Genomic DNA, 17,340 nt, shown 5'->3' with positions numbered 1-17,340 from the left:
ATATGGCCGACTGCAAGTGCCCACCACCCGGCCTGCCCGCCTATATGGGGACCTTTGCCGATCTCATGTCCCTGCTCATGTGCTTCTTCGTGCTGTTGCTCTCGTTTGCCGAGATGGATGTGCAGAAGTTCAAGCAGATTGCGGGATCGATGGAGAAGGCCTTCGGGGTGCAAAATATTCTGGAGGTCAAAGATATTCCCAAGGGAACCTCGGTGATCGCCCAGGAGTTCAGACCTGGCCGTCCCGAGCCGACCCCTATCGATACCGTGATGCAGCAGACGGTCGACCTGACCCAGACCGAACTCGATTTCCAGCCCGGCAAGGAGGACACCTCGGGCGGGCAGAAGAATCAGGATGGCTCTGAGGCCGGTGGCCGTGGGCAAGAGGTGGCTGCCAGCGCCAGCAGCAACGCCGAGGCACAGGCACAGTCCAATGCCCTGGCCCAGCAACTGGCGCAGCAGTTGAACGACCAGATCAAGGATGACTCCATCGAGATCGAGGCGCTGGGCCAACAGGTGATCATCCGCATTCGTGAAAAGGCGGCCTTCCCGGCGGGCTCCGCCTTCCTGCAGCCCCAGTTTTGGCCGGTGATCACCAAGGTCGCCCGACTGCTCAAGGATGTACCGGGTGAGATTACCGTCTCCGGCCATACGGATAACAGTCCCACCTCGAACGAACTCTATAGCTCCAACTGGGATCTTTCGACCCAGCGTGCCGTGGCGGTGGCGCACCAGATGATCAAGGTTCCGGGTTTTGGCCAGGATCGCCTGGTGGTGCAGGGAATGGCCGATACCCATCCCCTGGTGCCCAATACCACGCCCGAGAACCGGCGCATGAACCGGCGCGTCGAGATTGCCATCATGCAGGGCAAACCCAAGGTGAGTGAGCCCCTCTCCGTGCCTGCAGAGTGACCGTTTCGACTTGGATTTGTGGGAGCGACATATTAAGATGCCCTCCCACAACCCGTGACAGCGGCCGGTTTCCGGCGGCTGTCTCTCTCTTTATGTAACCCAGGTTTCGACTATGAATCATACTCCGATGACTGTGCGCGGCGCCGAGAAGCTGCGTCAAGAGCTTGAACATCTCAAGACCGTGTTGCGCCCGCAGATTATCGAAGCCATTGCCGAAGCGCGTGAGCACGGCGATCTGAAGGAGAACGCCGAGTACCATGCGGCCCGGGAGCAGCAAGGGTTCTGCGAAGGCCGGATCCAGGAGATCGAGAGCAAGCTCTCCAATGCTCAGGTGATCGATGTGACCAAGATTGCCAACAATGGTCGTGTCATCTTCGGGGCTACCGTTACCCTGCTCAAGGTGGAAGAGGATGAAGAGGTCACCTACCGCATCGTGGGTGACGACGAGGCGGATATCAAACAGAACCTCATTTCGGTCAACTCTCCCATCGCCCGCGCCTTGATCGGCAAAGAAGTGGATGATGTGGCCGTGGTGAAAACCCCGGCTGGCGATGTGGAGTACGAGGTACTCGACGTCCAGTATCTCTGAGTCGGCAGAGAGTGATGCGGGGAGCCCAGGCTCCCCGTTTTTACTCGTTATCGCCGCTGCCCGGGAAGACCCGTTGGTGATGCCGAAACAGCCAGCCTTGCAGCCGTTGTCGCTTATCGGGGTCCAGAGCGAAGTGCAGTGCCCAGTGGCCGGGCTCTGTCGTTGGCCTGATCCAGACCCCTTCGAGGGGAAGCGGAGCCATCCCCTCCAGCTCCAGGGTAGCGCTGAACGTCTCACCGGTTTTCGGGGTGAAATGGGTTACATCGACCTGTAATCCCTGTTCCGAGAGCTCGTACACGGCCCAGCGCCAGGGGCCTGCCTTGAGGATGGCTTTCTGCTGCGATCGCCAGGGCCTTGGATGGTCGCCACCGAGTTCCTCGATGGCCGGGGCGGCCAGGGTGGGAGTGAGTTCGCCCTCCGAGTGAGCCTCTAGGCTCAGGGGGAAACGGAGTCGGTGATCGGCAACCTCGGCCTCCAGCGTCAAGCGCCGGGAGCGCTGTAACAGAGAGAGTAAGGCCGGAGGAAGTTGGCCATGCAGCAATGAACCGACCTCTGTACGGGGGGCTTCGAAGCCCTCCAACAGCATGGCCAGTTCATCGGGGGTCAGGTGTGACGCGCCGCTCATGGTTGTCTCCCGGACTGCATTCATCACAGGTTAAGAGGCGTGGCGCTAGCTTGGCAACCGCTTTATGCAGGTAGAAAGGGCAAGGAGAGAGCGGGCTCTCTCCTTATTTGCGGGGCAGGGCGATCTTGGGTTCTTGTGCCTGGCGATAGATAGTCAGGATGTGGCCCATGGTCTGTACCTTGATGGCGGCAGTCTCGCGCACGATGGCATCGAAAATCAGCTGCTTGGTCTCGCGATCTGAGGTCGCAACCTTGACCTTGATCAGTTCATGATGGGCGAGTGCCACATCGATCTCGGCCAGCACGCCTTCGGTCAGGCCATGTTGCCCGAGCAGGACGACCGGCTTGAGGCTGTGGGCGAGTCCTTTCAGATACTGTTTCTGTTTGTTGTTCAGCGTCATGGCAATTTCTTCGTCAATCAGGGTTGAAAGGGGCGTATTCTAACCCCACTTAGCCCTCAATAGTAATAACCCTCGCGGTTTTTTGAAGTCGGATATCATGACCCAGAAGAAACGTTCCGCCAGCTCTACGCGCTGGTTGAAAGAACACTTTGATGATCAATATGTTAAAAAGGCCCAGCAGAGGGGGCTGCGTTCGCGCGCCGTGTTCAAGCTGGAAGAGATTCAGGGCAAGGACCGCTTGCTCAAGACAGGCATGACGGTGGTGGACCTCGGTGCGGCCCCCGGCAGCTGGTCCCAGTATACCGTCGATCTGGTGGGGGAGCGTGGGCGTGTCATCGCCTGTGACATCCTGCCTATGGATCCCATCGCCGGTGTCGATTTCCTGCAAGGGGACTTCAGGGAGGATAGTGTTCTCACTGCCCTGCTGGAGCGGGTCGGCCCCGACAAGGTGGACGTGGTCATGTCTGACATGGCCCCCAACATGAGCGGCGCACAGCAGGTGGATCAGGCACGCTCCATGTATCTGGTCGAGCTGGCGCTGGACATGTGCCATCAGGTGCTACGTCCCGACGGAGCCTTCGTGGTCAAGGTGTTTCAGGGGGAGGGGTTTACCTCCTATCTGGATGAAATGAAAAAGATTTTTAAGGCCGTCAAGATTCGCAAGCCAGACTCATCAAGAGCCCGTTCACGGGAAGTCTACATTGTGGCTACCGGTTTTAAACTGTAGTACCCTAACTTTTGTCGTTAACTGTCAGTCTGCGAGGTTACGGATTTGAGTGACATGGCGAAAAATTTAATCCTGTGGCTGGTTATCGCCGTCGTTTTGATGTCGGTGTTCAACAGCTTCAGCCCCAGTGATACCGCCGGACGACAGCTGGATTACACCAGTTTCGTCAAGGAAGTGACCCAGGAGCAGATCCGTGAAGTGCGGATTGACGGTAAGGTCATCAATGGGGTCAAACGCAGTGGTGAGCGTTTCCTGACCGTGATCCCGGCCCAGGATGACCAACTCCTCAACGATCTCATCAATCACAACGTGAAGGTTGAGGGGGTCAAGCCGGAAGAGCCCTCGCTCATCACCTCTATCTTCATCTCCTGGTTCCCCATGCTGCTGCTGATCGGGGTCTGGGTCTTCTTCATGCGCCAGATGCAGGGCGGCGGTGGCAAGGGTGCCATGTCGTTTGGCAAGAGCAAGGCTCGGCTGATGAGTGAAGATCAGATCAAGACCACCTTTGCCGACGTTGCCGGCTGTGACGAGGCGAAAGAAGAGGTCAAGGAGCTGGTGGACTACCTGCGCGATCCCAGCAAATTCCAGAAGCTGGGCGGCAAGATCCCGACCGGCGTCTTGATGGTGGGTCCTCCCGGTACCGGTAAGACGCTGCTGGCCAAGGCGATTGCCGGTGAGGCCAAGGTGCCTTTCTTCACCATCTCGGGCTCCGACTTCGTCGAGATGTTTGTGGGGGTCGGTGCCTCCCGGGTGCGCGACATGTTCGATCAGGCCAAGAAGTCCGCCCCCTGCATCATTTTCATCGACGAAATCGATGCGGTCGGTCGTCAGCGCGGTGCCGGTCTCGGCGGTGGCCATGACGAGCGTGAGCAGACCCTCAACCAGATGCTGGTCGAGATGGACGGCTTCGAAGGTAACGAAGGTATCATCGTCATCGCAGCGACCAACCGTCCGGACGTATTGGATCCGGCACTGCTGCGTCCTGGCCGATTTGACCGCCAGGTCGTGGTAGGCCTGCCGGATGTGCGCGGTCGTGAACAGATCCTCAAGGTACACATGCGCAAGGTACCGTTGGCCGATGACGTCAATGCGGCGCTGATCGCCCGCGGTACTCCCGGGTTCTCCGGTGCCGACCTGGCCAACCTGGTGAATGAGGCCGCTCTCTTCTCTGCCCGTGAGAACCGCCGCGTGGTCTCCATGGCCGAGTTTGAGAAGGCGAAGGACAAGATCATGATGGGTGCCGAGCGCCGCTCCATGGTGATGAAAGAGTCCGAGAAGGAGATGACCGCCTACCACGAGGCCGGACACGCCATTATCGGTCGCCTGGTGCCGGATCATGACCCGGTTTACAAGGTCTCTATCATTCCTCGTGGTCGTGCCCTGGGGGTGACCATGTACCTGCCGGAGCAGGATCGCTGGAGTCACTCCAAGCAGCATCTGGAGTCCATGATCTCCAGTCTCTACGGTGGCCGTCTGGCGGAAGAGCTCATCTATGGTGCCGAGAAGGTATCGACCGGTGCCTCCAACGACATCGAGCGCGCTACCGATATCGCTCGCAAGATGGTGACCCAGTGGGGGATGTCCGAGCGTCTCGGTCCCATGCTCTATGCCGAAGAGGAAGGGGAAGTGTTCCTCGGCCGCAGCATGGCCAAGGCCAAGCATATGTCCGACGATACCGCTCGCATCATCGATGCCGAGGTGAAGCAGGTGATCGATCGCAACTACGATCGTGCCAAGCAGATGCTGATCGACAACATGGATATCCTTCATACCATGAAGGATGCCCTGATGAAGTACGAGACCATAGACGCCAAGCAGATCGACGATCTGATGGCCCGTCGCGAGGTCCGGGCTCCCAGCAACTGGCACGACGAACACGGTGACACTCCTCAGGGCGGTACCCCTGCCGATGCCGAGCCTGCCACACAGGGCAGTGCCAAGCCGGAGAGCGACATCAACAAGGCCAACGATCTGCCGGCCCAGTAAATCGCACATCATCAACCCCGGGCTTGCCCGGGGTTTTCTTTTTCCCCAAGACATGAAGGATTTATATGCTGCTGGAAAGCAAGGGTCTGCACCTCTCCCTCGAGCGGCCCCATGTGATGGGCATTCTCAATGTAACCCCGGATTCATTTTCCGATGGCGGACGTTGGCATCATCTGGACAATGCCCTGGCTCATGCCCGCGAGATGGTTGCCCAAGGGGCGACCCTGATCGATGTGGGTGGGGAGTCTACCCGCCCAGGCGCCCCGGATGTGAGCGAGCAGGAGGAGCTGGATCGGGTCATCCCTGTGATCGAGGCCCTCTCTGCCGAGCTGGAGGTGTTGATCTCCCTCGACACCTCCAAGGCGGTGGTGATGCGTGAGGGTTGCCGCGCCGGCGCTCATCTCATCAACGATGTGCGCGCCCTGCAGGAGCCGGGGGCTCTGGCTGCAGCGGTTGAGGCGGCGGTGCCTGTCTGTCTGATGCATATGCAGGGGCAACCGAGGACCATGCAAGTGGCCCCTCACTATGAGGATCTGCTCGCAGAGGTCGCCATCTTCTTCGAGCAGCGTATCGAGGCCTGTCTTGAGGCGGGTATCCCGAGGGCGCGGCTGCTGCTCGACCCCGGTTACGGCTTTGGCAAGAGCCTGGAGCACAACTATCAGCTTCTGGCGAGACAGGATGAACTGTTGGTGCTGGGAGTGCCGCTCTTGGTGGGGATGTCGAGAAAGTCTATGATAGGCAACCTGCTTGAACGTCCTGTCTCCGAGCGTCTCTCTGGCAGCCTGGCTTGTGCCGTGCTGGGGATGCAGAAGGGGGCCCGCATCATCCGCGTTCATGACGTACAACCCACCATGGATGCCCTGCGTGTCGCTTGGATGACCATGACGGGTCACGATTTTTATTCCGAGTAAGATGAGTACAACAATAATGGCAAGAAAATACTTTGGCACCGACGGTGTGCGCGGGAAGGTGGGTGACTATCCGATCACCCCCGAGTTTGTGATGAAACTGGGTTGGGCCGCCGGCAAGGTGCTCTCCAAGAAAGGCACCAAGAAGGTGCTGATCGGCAAGGATACCCGCATCTCCGGCTATATGCTGGAGGCAGCGCTGGAGGCGGGTCTTTCCGCCGCCGGTCTCAAGGCCACCCTGCTTGGCCCCATGCCGACTCCTGCCGTCGCCTACCTGACCCGTACCTTCCGTGCCGAGGCGGGTATCGTCATCAGCGCCTCCCATAACCCCTACTACGACAACGGCATCAAGTTCTTCTCCGCCGATGGCACCAAGCTGCCTGACGAGGTTGAGCTGGCCATCGAGGCCGAACTGGATCACCCTCTCACCTGTGTCGATTCGGCGCTGCTGGGCAAGGCGGTGCGTATCGAAGATGCCGCCGGCCGCTACATCGAGTTCTGCAAGAGCACCTTCCCCTCCAAGTTGAATCTGGATGGGCTGCGCATCGTCGTCGATTGTGGTCACGGGGCGACCTATCATATCGCCCCCTCTGTGTTCCGCGAGCTGGGTGCTGAGGTGATCGCCATGGGTTGCGAGCCAAACGGTCTCAACATCAATGAAGGTGTGGGCTCGACGGCACCGGATGCCCTGGCGGCCAAGGTGATCGAGAGCAAGGCCGACCTCGGGGTTGCCTTCGACGGCGACGGTGACCGTCTGGTGATGGTCGATCACACGGGCTACATCATAGACGGTGACGAGATCCTCTATATCATCGCCCGCGATGCCCTGCGTAATGGCCGACTCAAGGGAGGGGTGGTCGGTACCCTGATGGCCAACATGGGCCTGGAGCTGGCGCTGCAGACCCTGGGCATTCCGTTTGCCCGCGCCAAGGTTGGGGATCGCTACGTTCTCGAGATGATGGAGGAGAAGGGGTGGCGCATCGGGGGTGAGAACTCCGGCCACATCATCTGTCTCGATCAGACCACCACGGGTGACGGTATCGTGGCGGCCCTGCAGGTGCTGGGGGCCATGCGTGCCGCCGAGATGCCCCTGGCCAAGCTGCGCTCCGGTATGTCCAAGTTCCCCCAGATCCTGATCAACGTTCGTTATGGGGAAGGACAGGATCCTCTCTCCTCCGAGGCGGTACAGGGGGAGGTTGCCCTGGTTGAGCAGGAGCTGGCCGGTCGCGGCCGTGTGCTGCTGCGCAAGTCAGGCACCGAACCCCTGATCCGGGTCATGGTGGAAGGGGAGCACGAAGATCAGGTGCGTGCGATGGCAGAGCGGATCGCTGAACGGGTAAAATCGGCGATCTAATCACCAGTCGAGGCGGCTTTTTAGTCGCCTTGATTGTATCTTGTTCAAACGATTCAAAAACTTCAAAAAAGTGCTTGTCAGTGCGGTGGGGGGTCGATATTATCTGCCTCGCTTTCGCAAGGGAGTGAGGATTCAAGCCTGCCGCGAGTAAGCGACGAGGTGATGAAAACCTGGTAGGGTGGTGACCCTCCTTCCGAAAAGGTAAGTGAAATGTACGAAATTCTGTTGGTTCTTTATCTGTTGGTGTCTCTGGGTCTGATTGGCCTGGTGATGGTTCAGCAAGGTAAGGGAGCTGATATGGGTGCCTCCTTCGGCGCCGGGGCATCGAATACCATCTTCGGTTCCTCCGGTTCAGGTAACTTCCTGACCCGTACAACTGCGATTTTGGCTACGCTGTTTTTCGTGATTAGTCTGGTGCTTGGCAACATGTCTACTCACAAGGGAACTCAGGGTAGTGGTTGGGAAAACCTGCAACAACCTCAGCAGGTTGAGAAGACCGAAGCGCCGGTAAAGAAAGACGCTGACGTCCCCAACTAAAGGTTTATGCCGTGGTGGTGAAATTGGTAGACACGCTATCTTGAGGGGGTAGTGCCCTAGGGTGTGCGGGTTCGAGTCCCGCCCACGGCACCAATTGAAGTGACCTCAGCCTGAGGGTTGAGGAAGCCAGTCAAATCTTGAACCTGAGTTTTGACATGGCTATAATCTCGCACGATTTCGGACGCGGGGTGGAGCAGCCTGGTAGCTCGTCGGGCTCATAACCCGAAGGTCGTCGGTTCAAATCCGGCCCCCGCAACCAAATTTCACGCATCCCATTGCTCAGGGTGCGGTCGCTGCGAGGCGACAATCAGGGTAAAGCGCCAAGCCCCGATTTGATATCGGGGCTTTTTGTTATGTGTGTTTTACGCTGACCTGATCTGACATGGGCTTTATGCCCTTTTTTTGTTTTTCGGAGGGTGACTTTGGCTACGTTGGAACAACGTTTGACCGAGCTGCTCGAGGCGCCGATCCAGGCCCTGGGCTTCGAGTTGTGGGGCATCGAGTTTGTGCGCGCCGGCAAGCACTCCACCTTGCGTGTCTTCATTGACAGCGAGAATGGGGTTTCTGTCGAAAACTGCGCCGAGGTGAGTTATCAGGCGGGGGCTCTGCTCGATGTAGAGGATCCCATCAGCGAGGAGTATTACCTCGAAGTCTCCTCACCCGGGCTGGATCGACTCCTGTTCAAGGTCGCCCACTACGAGAAATACATTGGCCAGGAGGCGGCGGTAACGCTTCGGATGGCAACAAATAACCGCCGCAAGTTCAAAGGCGTAATCAAGTCTGTCGAGGGGGACATGATCACCTTGACGGTAGATGGTAAGGACGAAGTGCTGGCTTTCACCAATATCCAGAAGGCCAACATAGTTCCGCACTTTGGTTAACGAGGCTTTTCCACATGAATAAAGAGATTTTGCTGGTCGTTGACGCCGTATCCAACGAGAAGGCCGTTCCCCGCGAGAAGATCTTCCAGGCGCTGGAGACTGCTCTGGCCACCGCGACCAAGAAAAAATATGAAGGCGAGATCGAAGTGCGCGTCGCCATCGATCGCAAGACCGGGGATTTCGACACCTTCCGTCGCTGGAAAGTCATTGCCGACCAGGCCGAGATGGAAAACCCGTACGCCGAGATCACCCTGGAAGCCGCTCAGGTTGAAGAGCCCGAGATTCAGGTGGGCGAGTACGTTGAGGATCAGATTGAATCTGTCACCTTCGACCGTATCACCACCCAGACTGCCAAGCAGGTGATCGTGCAAAAAGTGCGCGAAGCCGAGCGTTCCCAGGTCGTCGAGCAGTTCAAGGATAAAGAAGGCACCATCATCAGCGGTGTGGTCAAGAAGAGCAACCGCGAGAACGTGGTGCTGGATCTGGGCAGCAACGCCGAAGCCGTTATCTTCCGTGATGACATGCTCCCGCGCGAGACCTTCCGCCCGGGTGACCGTGTGCGTGGTCTGCTCTATGCCGTGCGTCCCGAGGCCCGTGGCTCCCAGCTGTTTGTCAGCCGCTCCAGCCCGGATTTCCTCAAAGAGCTGTTTCGCATCGAAGTGCCGGAGATCGGCGAAGAGATGATTCAGATCATGGGCGCCGCCCGCGATCCGGGCTCCCGTGCCAAGATCGCCGTCAAGACCAACGATCGCCGCATCGATCCTATCGGTGCCTGTATCGGCATGCGTGGTGCCCGTGTCCAGGCCGTCTCCGCGGAGCTGGGTGGCGAGCGTGCCGACATCGTGCTGTACGATGACAATCCGGCCCAGTATGTGATCAACGCCATGGCGCCGGCCGATGTGGCCTCCATCGTGGTCGATGAAGACAATCACACCATGGATATTGCCGTCGAAGCGGCCAATCTGGCCCAGGCCATCGGCCGTAACGGTCAGAACGTGCGCCTGGCTTCCCAGCTGACCGGTTGGGAGCTCAACGTCATGACCGTCGAGGACATGCGTGCCAAGCACCAGGCCGAGAACGACCGCATCATGAACCTCTTCACCAGCACCCTGGATATCGATGACGATTTCGCCGAGATGCTGATGGAAGAGGGCTTCTCCACCCTGGAGGAGATCGCTTACGTGCCGGTCAACGAGCTGCTCGCCATCGACGGTCTGGACGAAGACATGGTCGAAGAGTTGCGCGGCCGTGCCAAGGCAGCCCTGACCACCAAGGCCCTGGCCAGCGAAGAGTCCAAGGAAGCCGTCGAGCCGACCGAGGAGCTGCTGGCTCTCGAAGGGCTCTCCACCGCCGTCGGTTATGCCCTGGCGGGCCGTGGTATCGGCACCCTGGAAGACCTGGCCGAGCAGGGCATCGACGACCTTGCCGATATTGAAGGGCTGACCGCCGAGAAGGCCGGTGAGCTGATCATGGCTGCTCGCAACATCTGCTGGTTCGGAGAGCAGTCCTAAGTACGAGATCAACGGAGGTATATGAATGGCAGAAGTATCAGTAAAACAACTTGCCACTGACATCGACACGCCGGTTGATCGTCTTCTCCAGCAGTTTGCTGCGGCCGGTATCGACAAGAGCAAGGCCGATGACATGGTTAGCGAGTCCGAGAAACAGGCTCTGTTGACCCATCTGAAGAAGCAACACGGTGAAGAGGCGAGTGCCGCCCCTGCCCGTATGACCTTGCAGCGCAAGACCAAGAGCACCCTGAGTGTTCAGGGGACTGGTGGCAAGAGCAAGGAAGTACAGGTAGAGGTGCGCAAGTCTCGCACCTATGTAAGACGCTCGGCGCTGGAAGAAGAACAGCGTCAGGAAGCCGAAGAAAAAGCGCGTTTGGAAGCGGAAGAGAAGGCTCGTCGCGAGGCCGAAGAAAAGGCTCGCAACGAGGCGGAAGAGAAGGCTCGCCGTGTGGCTGAGCAGGCTCGCCTGGAAGCTGAGGAAAAGGCGCGTATCGAGGCAGAGAAAAAGGCTCGCCAGGCTCAGCAGCAGCCAGCGAACGCAGCCGATAGCAAAGCTCAGCAAGAGGCAGAGAAGATGGCCAAGCGCGAAGCAGAAGAACTGAAGCGCCAACAAGAAGCGACCGCCCTTCAGAAGGCGGAAGAACTGGCAGCCAAGAAGGCGGAAGAAGCCCGCCTGATGGCTGAAGAGAATGCGGCCCGTTGGGCCGAGGAAGAGGCCAAGCGTGCCACCGAGAGCGGAGACTACCACGTCACTACCTCCATGCATGCCCGTGCCGCCGAAGACGAGCAGGACAGCAAGGAAGAGAGCCGTCGCCGTGGTGCTACCGCCGCCAAGGGGCCGAAGAAGACCGGCCGCCGCGACGATGACCGCGACGATCGCAACCCGCGTGCTCGCAAGGGCAAGCGTGGCAAGATGGCCACCCCGAACGCCATGAAGCACGGCTTCAACAAGCCGGCTGCCGCGGTCAACCGTGACGTCATCATCGGCGAGACCATCACAGTGGCCGAGCTGGCCAACAAGATGGCCGTCAAGGGCGTTGAAGTCATCAAGGTGATGATGAAGATGGGTGCCATGGCCACCATCAACCAGGTGATCGACCAGGAGACCGCTCAGCTGGTCGCCGAGGAGATGGGTCACAAGGTGGTGCTGCGTCGTGAGAACGAGCTGGAAGAGGCGGTGCTGTCCGATCGTGACGAGACCTCCGAAGCCAAGCCGCGCGCGCCGGTTGTCACCATCATGGGTCACGTCGACCACGGTAAGACCTCCCTGCTGGACTACATCCGTAAGGCCAAGGTCGCCGCAGGCGAAGCCGGTGGCATTACCCAGCATATCGGTGCTTACCACGTTAAGACCGAAAGCGGCATGATCACCTTCCTGGATACCCCGGGTCACGCGGCCTTTACCTCCATGCGTGCTCGTGGTGCCAAGGCGACCGATATCGTGGTCCTGGTGGTGGCGGCGGACGACGGCGTGATGCCGCAGACCATCGAGGCCATCCAGCACGCCAAGGCGGCCGGTGTGCCGCTGGTTGTTGCGGTCAACAAGATCGACAAGCCGGAAGCGGATCCGGATCGCGTCAAGACCGAGCTGGCCCGCTACGACGTCATGTCCGAAGACTGGGGTGGTGACTGCCAGTTCGTGCACGTCTCCGCCAAGTCCGGTCAGGGCATCGACGACCTGCTGGAGGCCATTCTGATCCAGTCCGAAGTGCTGGAGCTCAAGGCCGTGGTCGACGGCATGGCCAACGGCGTGGTCATCGAGTCCTTCCTCGACAAGGGTCGTGGTCCGGTTGCCACCGTACTGGTGCAGGAAGGTACCCTGCGTCAAGGCGACATCGTGCTGTGTGGCCTCGAGTACGGCCGTGTGCGTGCCATGCGTGACGAGCTGGGCAAAGAGATCAAGGAGGCTGGTCCCTCCCTGCCGGTCGAGATCCTGGGTCTCTCCGGTGTTCCCTCTGCCGGTGACGAAGCCACCGTCGTGCGTGACGAGAAGAAGGCCCGTGAAGTGGCTCTCTATCGTCAGGGCAAGTTCCGCGAGGTCAAGCTGGCTCGCCAGCAGAAGGCCAAGCTGGAGAACATGTTCGCCAACATGACCGAAGGCGAAGTCTCCGAGGTGAACGTGGTCCTGAAGGCCGACGTACAGGGTTCCGTGGAAGCGATCTGCGACGCCCTGGTCAAGCTCTCCACCGACGAGGTGAAGGTGAAGATCGTCGGCTCCGGTGTCGGTGGTATCACCGAGACCGACGCCACCCTGGCGGCCGCGTCCAGCGCCATCCTGGTGGGCTTCAACGTCCGTGCCGACGCCTCTGCGCGCAAGGTGATCGAGGCCGAGAGCCTGGATCTGCGCTACTACTCCGTCATCTATGATCTGATCGACGAAGTGAAGCAGGCCATGAGCGGCATGCTGGCGCCGGAGTACAAGCAGGAGATCATCGGTCTGGCCGAAGTGCGCGACGTGTTCAAGTCGCCCAAGTTCGGTGCCGTTGCCGGTTGTATGGTCACCGAGGGCGTGGTCAAGCGCTCCAACCGTATCCGTGTGCTGCGTGACAACGTGGTCATCTACGAAGGCGAGCTGGAGTCCCTGCGTCGCTTCAAGGATGACGTCAACGAAGTCAAGAATGGCTACGAGTGCGGCATCGCGGTGAAGAACTACAACGACGTCCGCGTTGGCGACCAGATCGAAGTCTACGAGACCGTGGAAATCAAGCGCTCTCTGTAATTCGAAGGTTCAAGATGGGGGGCTGCGGCCCCCCTTTATCGCAGGTGTAAAAACATGGCGAGAGAATTCAGTCGGACCCGTCGGGTCGGACAGCAGATCCAGCGTGAAATCGCGCTGATCCTGCAACGTGAGGTGAAAGACCCGCGTTTCGGCATGGTGACCGTCTCTGACGTAGAGGTCTCCCGTGACCTCAACTATGCCAAGGTATATGTCACCTTCCTGCAGCTCGACAACGATCCCGAGCGCATCAAAGAGGCCCTGACCGCCCTCGGTGAGGCCGCCGGCTACATCCGTAGTCTGCTGGGCAGCGCCATGCGTCTGCGCGTGGTGCCCGAGCTGCGCTTCTTCTATGACGAGACCCTGGTGGAAGGGATGCGCATGTCCAACCTGGTGACCAACACCATCCGTGAGGACAAGCGTCGCATGGCCGAATCCGGTCGTGAGGACGATGTGGCGGATGACACAACTGAGGATAACGCCTGAGATGTCTCGTAGACGTCGTTTCAAGGGCCGTGAGGTTCACGGCATCCTGCTGCTCGACAAGCCGACCGGCCTGACCTCCAACGATGTGTTGCAGAAGGTCAAGCGTATCTATAACGCCGCCAAGGCGGGCCACACCGGTGCTCTGGATCCCCTGGCCACCGGCATGTTGCCCATCTGCCTCGGTGAGGCGACCAAGTTCTCCCAGTTCCTGCTGGACGCCGACAAGCGTTATCAGGTGACCGCCAAGCTTGGCGTGCGCACCAACACCAGCGACGCGGACGGGGAAGTGGTCAGCGAGCGTCCGGTCAATGTGGCTACCGGTGACATCATTGAGGCGCTGGACAAGTTCCGTGGCCCCATCATGCAGGTGCCGTCCATGTACTCGGCGCTCAAGCACAACGGTCGCCCGCTCTATGAGTATGCCCGCGAAGGGATCGTCATCGAGCGCGAGGCTCGCCCCATCACCATCTATGAGCTCAAGCTCATCAGCGTGGAGGGAGACGAGATCAAGATGGAGGTGCACTGCAGCAAGGGTACCTACATCCGCTCCCTGGTGGACGATCTCGGTGAGCTGCTCGGCTGTGGCGCCCACGTCACTGCCCTGCGTCGCACTCAGGTGGCCAGCTATCCGTACGATCGGATGCTGACCCTGGAGCAGCTCGAGTGCATCCTGGAGCACGCCCGTGCCCAGACAGTGCCGCCGCGCGAGCACCTGGATCCGCTGCTGCTGCCGATGGACACCGCCGTGGCCTCCCTGCCCGAGGTGAATCTGCTGCCGGCGGTGGCCGCCTACGTCAACCAGGGCCAGGCGGTCCAGGTGGCGGGGGCACCCCAGAGCGGTCAGGTGCGCATGACGGTCGGACCCGAGCGCGAGTTCATCGGCGTTGGCGAGATCGATGACGATGGCCGCGTGGCTCCCCGTCGTCTGGTTCGCCTCGGCGCTGACGAAGAGTAATGTTCGGCGGGTGTCATGCAGCGTTGCCAAGTGCGGCAAAGATGGTATGATACCGCCCTCATTTCACGGCTGAATTAGAGATCGGCTGTGAACCTTTAAACACTCTAGCTGGAGTAGACACATGTCTCTAAATGCTGAAATCAAGGCTCAGATCGTAGCCGAACACGCTCGTGGCGCCAACGACACCGGTTCTCCGGAAGTTCAGGTTGCCCTGCTGACTGCTCAGATCAACCACCTGCAAGGCCACTTCAAGCAGCACGCCAAAGACCACCACGGTCGTCGCGGTCTGCTGCGCATGGTTTCCCAGCGTCGTAAGCTGCTGGACTACCTGAAGCGTAAAGACAACGCTCGTTACGCTGCGCTGATCGCCAAGCTGGGTCTGCGTCGCTAATCGACCGCACGATTTCGTTGGAAAAGGGGGAACCGTCAGGTTCCCCCTTTTTTCGTTAAGGCGCATCAAGCGTGCGGTTGCAGCGCTTACCTTTTAATTCGAATCAAGTATACTTGTGCGCGAATTTGAAAGGCCAAATTGATAAAAGGAAATTCACGTGAATCCTACCGTTAAGTCATTCCAGTACGGTCAACACACCGTTACTCTCGAAACCGGCATGATGGCCCGCCAGGCCACCGGCGCGGTCATGGTCAGCATGGACGACACCTGCGTGTTCGTCACCGTGGTAGGCAAGAAGGAGGCCGACGCCGGTCGTGACTTCTTCCCGCTCACCGTCAACTATCAGGAGCGTACCTACGCCGCCGGCCGTATCCCGGGTGGTTTCTTCCGTCGTGAAGGCCGTCCGAGTGAAGGCGAGACCCTGATCGCCCGCCTGATCGACCGCCCGATCCGTCCGCTGTTCCCGGAAGGCTTCCTCAATGAGGTTCAGGTAGTGGCCACCGTGATGTCCGTGAACCCGCAGGTGTCTCCGGACATCGTTGCCATGATCGGCGCCTCTGCCGCTCTGGCCGTTTCCGGCATTCCTTTCAATGGCCCGATCGGCGCAGCCCGCGTCGGTTACATGAACGGTCAGTACCTGCTGAACCCGACCATGAAGGAGCTGGAAACCAGCCAGCTGGATCTGGTCGTTGCCGGTACCGCCAGCGCTGTGCTGATGGTGGAATCCGAGGCCTCCGTGCTGCCGGAAGACGTCATGCTGGGCGCCGTGGTCTATGGCCACGAGCAGATGCAGACCGTCATCGCTGCCATCAACGAGTTTGCCGCCGAAGCCGGTGCCAAGCCGTGGAACTGGGTGGCTCCGGCCGTTAACCAGGCGCTGAAGGACAAGGTTGCCGAGCTGGCCACCGCCGAGCTCGGCGAAGCCTACCGCATCACCGAGAAGGCCGTGCGTTACGAGACCATCGGTGGCATCAAGCAACGTGTCATCGAGCAGCTGATCGCCGCCGACGAGACCCTGGACCCGAAGAAGATCGGCGAAGAGTTCCACAACCTGGAAAGCCGCATCGTTCGTGGTCGTGTGGTGCGCGGCGAGCCGCGTATCGACGGTCGTGACCCGCACATGGTGCGCGCCCTGAACGTGGCCACCGGCGTGCTGCCGCGTACCCACGGCTCTGCCCTCTTCACCCGTGGTGAGACTCAGGCCATGGTGGTTGCCACCCTGGGTACCGAGCGCGATGCCCAGAACATCGACGAGCTGACCGGCAATCGTGCCGACCGCTTCATGCTGCACTACAACTTCCCGCCCTACTGCGTCGGCGAGACCGGCATGATGGGCAGCCCCAAGCGCCGCGAAATCGGCCACGGTCGTCTGGCCAAGCGTGGCGTTGCCGCCGTGATGCCGAGCGCCGACGAGTTCCCGTACGTGGTGCGTGTGGTGTCTGAGATCACCGAATCCAACGGCTCCTCCTCCATGGCCTCCGTCTGTGGTACTTCCCTGGCCCTGATGGACGCCGGTGTGCCGATCAAGGCCTCCGTTGCCGGCATCGCCATGGGTCTGGTGAAGGAAGAAGACGGCTTCGTCGTGCTGTCCGACATCCTGGGTGACGAAGATCACCTGGGCGATATGGACTTCAAGGTTGCCGGTACCACCGAGGGCGTGACCGCCCTGCAGATGGACATCAAGATCGAGGGTATCACCAAGGAGATCATGGAGATCGCCCTGAAGCAGGCCCGTGACGCGCGTCTGCACATCCTGAAGGTGATGGATCAGGCTATCAACGCCCCGCGCGACGAGATCTCCGATTTCGCTCCGCGTATCCACACCATCAAGATCAGCCCGGAGAAAATCAAGGACGTCATCGGTAAGGGTGGCTCCGTGATCCGTGCCCTGACCGAAGAGACCGGCACCAACATCGAGCTCGATGACGACGGTACCGTGCGTATCGCCGCCGTGGATGGCGATGCCGCCAAGGAAGCCATTCGCCGCATCGAAGCCATCACCGCCGAGGTGGAAGTGGGCCGCATCTACGAAGGTAAGGTCGTGCGTCTGGCCGACTTCGGTGCCTTCGTCAACATCCTGCCTGGCAAGGATGGTCTGGTGCACATCTCCCAGATCACCGAAGAGCGCGTGCAGAACGTGGCCGACTACCTGAACATCGGTGACATGGTCAAGGTGAAGGTGCTGGAAGTGGACCGTCAGGGTCGCGTGCGCCTCTCCATCAAGGAAGCCAACGCCGAGGCCGCCGCGCCGGCTGCCGAAGCTGCACCTGCCGCTGCCGCCGAAGAGCCGGCTGCCGAGTAAGGCATGCCCAAGAAGAAGCCGCCCGATTGGGCGGCTTTTTTTATCTCTGCTTGCCAGGAAG

16 protein-coding genes and 2 tRNA genes are annotated in these 17,340 nt (G+C 59.9%); 16 read left to right on the top strand and 2 right to left on the bottom strand.

What is annotated here, in order from left to right; translation table 11 throughout:
- Window positions 1-2 precede the first annotated feature (2 nt).
- Window positions 3-911, top strand: a complete 909-nt coding sequence (locus BN1133_RS12390) for a flagellar motor protein MotB (RefSeq protein WP_050666833.1) — start codon at window positions 3-5, stop codon at window positions 909-911.
- Window positions 912-1,023: 112 nt separating this feature from the next.
- The gene (greA, locus tag BN1133_RS12385) at window positions 1,024-1,500 is read left to right on the top strand and encodes a transcription elongation factor GreA (RefSeq protein WP_050666832.1); all 477 of its coding nucleotides are present in this window, start codon (window positions 1,024-1,026) and stop codon (window positions 1,498-1,500) included.
- A 40-nt stretch (window positions 1,501-1,540) separates the two neighbouring features.
- On the opposite strand, the gene BN1133_RS12380 is transcribed toward greA, so the two are convergent.
- Together BN1133_RS12380 and yhbY are read right to left on the bottom strand one after the other, a co-directional pair.
- On the bottom strand, window positions 1,541-2,125 hold the full coding sequence (locus tag BN1133_RS12380) for a PilZ domain-containing protein (RefSeq protein WP_050666831.1): 585 nt from the start codon (window positions 2,123-2,125) through the stop codon (window positions 1,541-1,543).
- 103 nt (window positions 2,126-2,228) lie between these two features.
- Window positions 2,229-2,525 carry a ribosome assembly RNA-binding protein YhbY gene (gene yhbY, locus BN1133_RS12375; RefSeq protein ID WP_050666830.1) on the bottom strand — a complete coding sequence of 99 codons (297 nt, stop codon included), beginning with the start codon at window positions 2,523-2,525 and terminating at the stop codon, window positions 2,229-2,231.
- Between the two features lie 97 nt (window positions 2,526-2,622).
- Between yhbY and rlmE the strand changes: the two genes are divergently transcribed.
- From rlmE to pnp, 14 genes are all read left to right on the top strand, one after another.
- Window positions 2,623-3,252, top strand: coding sequence for a 23S rRNA (uridine(2552)-2'-O)-methyltransferase RlmE (gene rlmE, locus BN1133_RS12370; protein WP_050666829.1), 630 nt, complete (start codon window positions 2,623-2,625; stop codon window positions 3,250-3,252).
- Window positions 3,253-3,297: 45 nt separating this feature from the next.
- Window positions 3,298-5,238 carry an ATP-dependent zinc metalloprotease FtsH gene (gene ftsH / locus BN1133_RS12365; protein ID WP_050666828.1) on the top strand — a complete coding sequence of 647 codons (1,941 nt, stop codon included), beginning with the start codon at window positions 3,298-3,300 and terminating at the stop codon, window positions 5,236-5,238.
- 65 nt (window positions 5,239-5,303) lie between these two features.
- Window positions 5,304-6,149 carry a dihydropteroate synthase gene (folP, locus tag BN1133_RS12360; protein WP_050666827.1) on the top strand — a complete coding sequence of 282 codons (846 nt, stop codon included), beginning with the start codon at window positions 5,304-5,306 and terminating at the stop codon, window positions 6,147-6,149.
- A 16-nt stretch (window positions 6,150-6,165) separates the two neighbouring features.
- Window positions 6,166-7,500: a phosphoglucosamine mutase gene (glmM, locus tag BN1133_RS12355; RefSeq protein ID WP_050666826.1), complete on the top strand. Its 1,335-nt coding sequence runs from the start codon at window positions 6,166-6,168 to the stop codon at window positions 7,498-7,500.
- Between the two features lie 210 nt (window positions 7,501-7,710).
- Window positions 7,711-8,037 (top strand): preprotein translocase subunit SecG, encoded by a 327-nt coding sequence (secG, locus tag BN1133_RS12350; protein WP_050666825.1) that lies wholly within the window; start codon window positions 7,711-7,713, stop codon window positions 8,035-8,037.
- Between the two features lie 8 nt (window positions 8,038-8,045).
- Window positions 8,046-8,130: transfer RNA gene (locus BN1133_RS12345), tRNA-Leu, on the top strand.
- A gap of 89 nt (window positions 8,131-8,219) precedes the next feature.
- Window positions 8,220-8,296: transfer RNA gene (locus BN1133_RS12340), tRNA-Met, on the top strand.
- Window positions 8,297-8,459: 163 nt separating this feature from the next.
- The gene (rimP, locus tag BN1133_RS12335) at window positions 8,460-8,918 is read left to right on the top strand and encodes a ribosome maturation factor RimP (protein WP_050666824.1); all 459 of its coding nucleotides are present in this window, start codon (window positions 8,460-8,462) and stop codon (window positions 8,916-8,918) included.
- 14 nt (window positions 8,919-8,932) lie between these two features.
- Window positions 8,933-10,429 (top strand): transcription termination factor NusA, encoded by a 1,497-nt coding sequence (gene nusA / locus BN1133_RS12330; protein WP_050666823.1) that lies wholly within the window; start codon window positions 8,933-8,935, stop codon window positions 10,427-10,429.
- A 25-nt stretch (window positions 10,430-10,454) separates the two neighbouring features.
- On the top strand, window positions 10,455-13,148 hold the full coding sequence (gene infB, locus BN1133_RS12325; RefSeq protein WP_050666822.1) for a translation initiation factor IF-2: 2,694 nt from the start codon (window positions 10,455-10,457) through the stop codon (window positions 13,146-13,148).
- A gap of 54 nt (window positions 13,149-13,202) precedes the next feature.
- The gene (gene rbfA, locus BN1133_RS12320) at window positions 13,203-13,631 is read left to right on the top strand and encodes a 30S ribosome-binding factor RbfA (RefSeq protein ID WP_005347492.1); all 429 of its coding nucleotides are present in this window, start codon (window positions 13,203-13,205) and stop codon (window positions 13,629-13,631) included.
- Between the two features lies 1 nt (window position 13,632).
- The gene (gene truB / locus BN1133_RS12315) at window positions 13,633-14,586 is read left to right on the top strand and encodes a tRNA pseudouridine(55) synthase TruB (RefSeq protein ID WP_050666821.1); all 954 of its coding nucleotides are present in this window, start codon (window positions 13,633-13,635) and stop codon (window positions 14,584-14,586) included.
- Window positions 14,587-14,707: 121 nt separating this feature from the next.
- Complete coding sequence (gene rpsO, locus BN1133_RS12310) at window positions 14,708-14,977, top strand: 30S ribosomal protein S15 (RefSeq protein WP_050666820.1); 270 nt, start codon at window positions 14,708-14,710, stop codon at window positions 14,975-14,977.
- Between the two features lie 157 nt (window positions 14,978-15,134).
- On the top strand, window positions 15,135-17,279 hold the full coding sequence (pnp, locus tag BN1133_RS12305; RefSeq protein WP_050666819.1) for a polyribonucleotide nucleotidyltransferase: 2,145 nt from the start codon (window positions 15,135-15,137) through the stop codon (window positions 17,277-17,279).
- Window positions 17,280-17,340: the final 61 nt, after the last annotated feature.

It is taken from the genome of Aeromonas schubertii (assembly GCF_000820105.1).
GTDB classification, from domain to species: domain Bacteria; phylum Pseudomonadota; class Gammaproteobacteria; order Enterobacterales; family Aeromonadaceae; genus Aeromonas; species Aeromonas schubertii.
This window is presented reverse-complemented; position numbering and strand designations above follow the sequence as displayed.

Bases quoted from the DNA above. Each gene is read 5' to 3' on its own strand.
- folP (WP_050666827.1), top strand. From the start codon at position 5,304: ATGCTGCTGGAAAGCAAGGGTCTGCACCTCTCCCTCGAGCGGCCCCAT.
- BN1133_RS12380 (WP_050666831.1), bottom strand. From the start codon at position 2,125: ATGAGCGGCGCGTCACACCTGACCCCCGATGAACTGGCCATGCTGTTG.
- secG (WP_050666825.1), top strand. From the start codon at position 7,711: ATGTACGAAATTCTGTTGGTTCTTTATCTGTTGGTGTCTCTGGGTCTG.
- BN1133_RS12390 (WP_050666833.1), top strand. From the start codon at position 3: ATGGCCGACTGCAAGTGCCCACCACCCGGCCTGCCCGCCTATATGGGG.
- infB (WP_050666822.1), top strand. From the start codon at position 10,455: ATGGCAGAAGTATCAGTAAAACAACTTGCCACTGACATCGACACGCCG.
- rlmE (WP_050666829.1), top strand. From the start codon at position 2,623: ATGACCCAGAAGAAACGTTCCGCCAGCTCTACGCGCTGGTTGAAAGAA.
- rpsO (WP_050666820.1), top strand. From the start codon at position 14,708: ATGTCTCTAAATGCTGAAATCAAGGCTCAGATCGTAGCCGAACACGCT.
- nusA (WP_050666823.1), top strand. From the start codon at position 8,933: ATGAATAAAGAGATTTTGCTGGTCGTTGACGCCGTATCCAACGAGAAG.
- rbfA (WP_005347492.1), top strand. From the start codon at position 13,203: ATGGCGAGAGAATTCAGTCGGACCCGTCGGGTCGGACAGCAGATCCAG.
- glmM (WP_050666826.1), top strand. From the start codon at position 6,166: ATGGCAAGAAAATACTTTGGCACCGACGGTGTGCGCGGGAAGGTGGGT.
- yhbY (WP_050666830.1), bottom strand. From the start codon at position 2,525: ATGACGCTGAACAACAAACAGAAACAGTATCTGAAAGGACTCGCCCAC.
- truB (WP_050666821.1), top strand. From the start codon at position 13,633: ATGTCTCGTAGACGTCGTTTCAAGGGCCGTGAGGTTCACGGCATCCTG.
- greA (WP_050666832.1), top strand. From the start codon at position 1,024: ATGAATCATACTCCGATGACTGTGCGCGGCGCCGAGAAGCTGCGTCAA.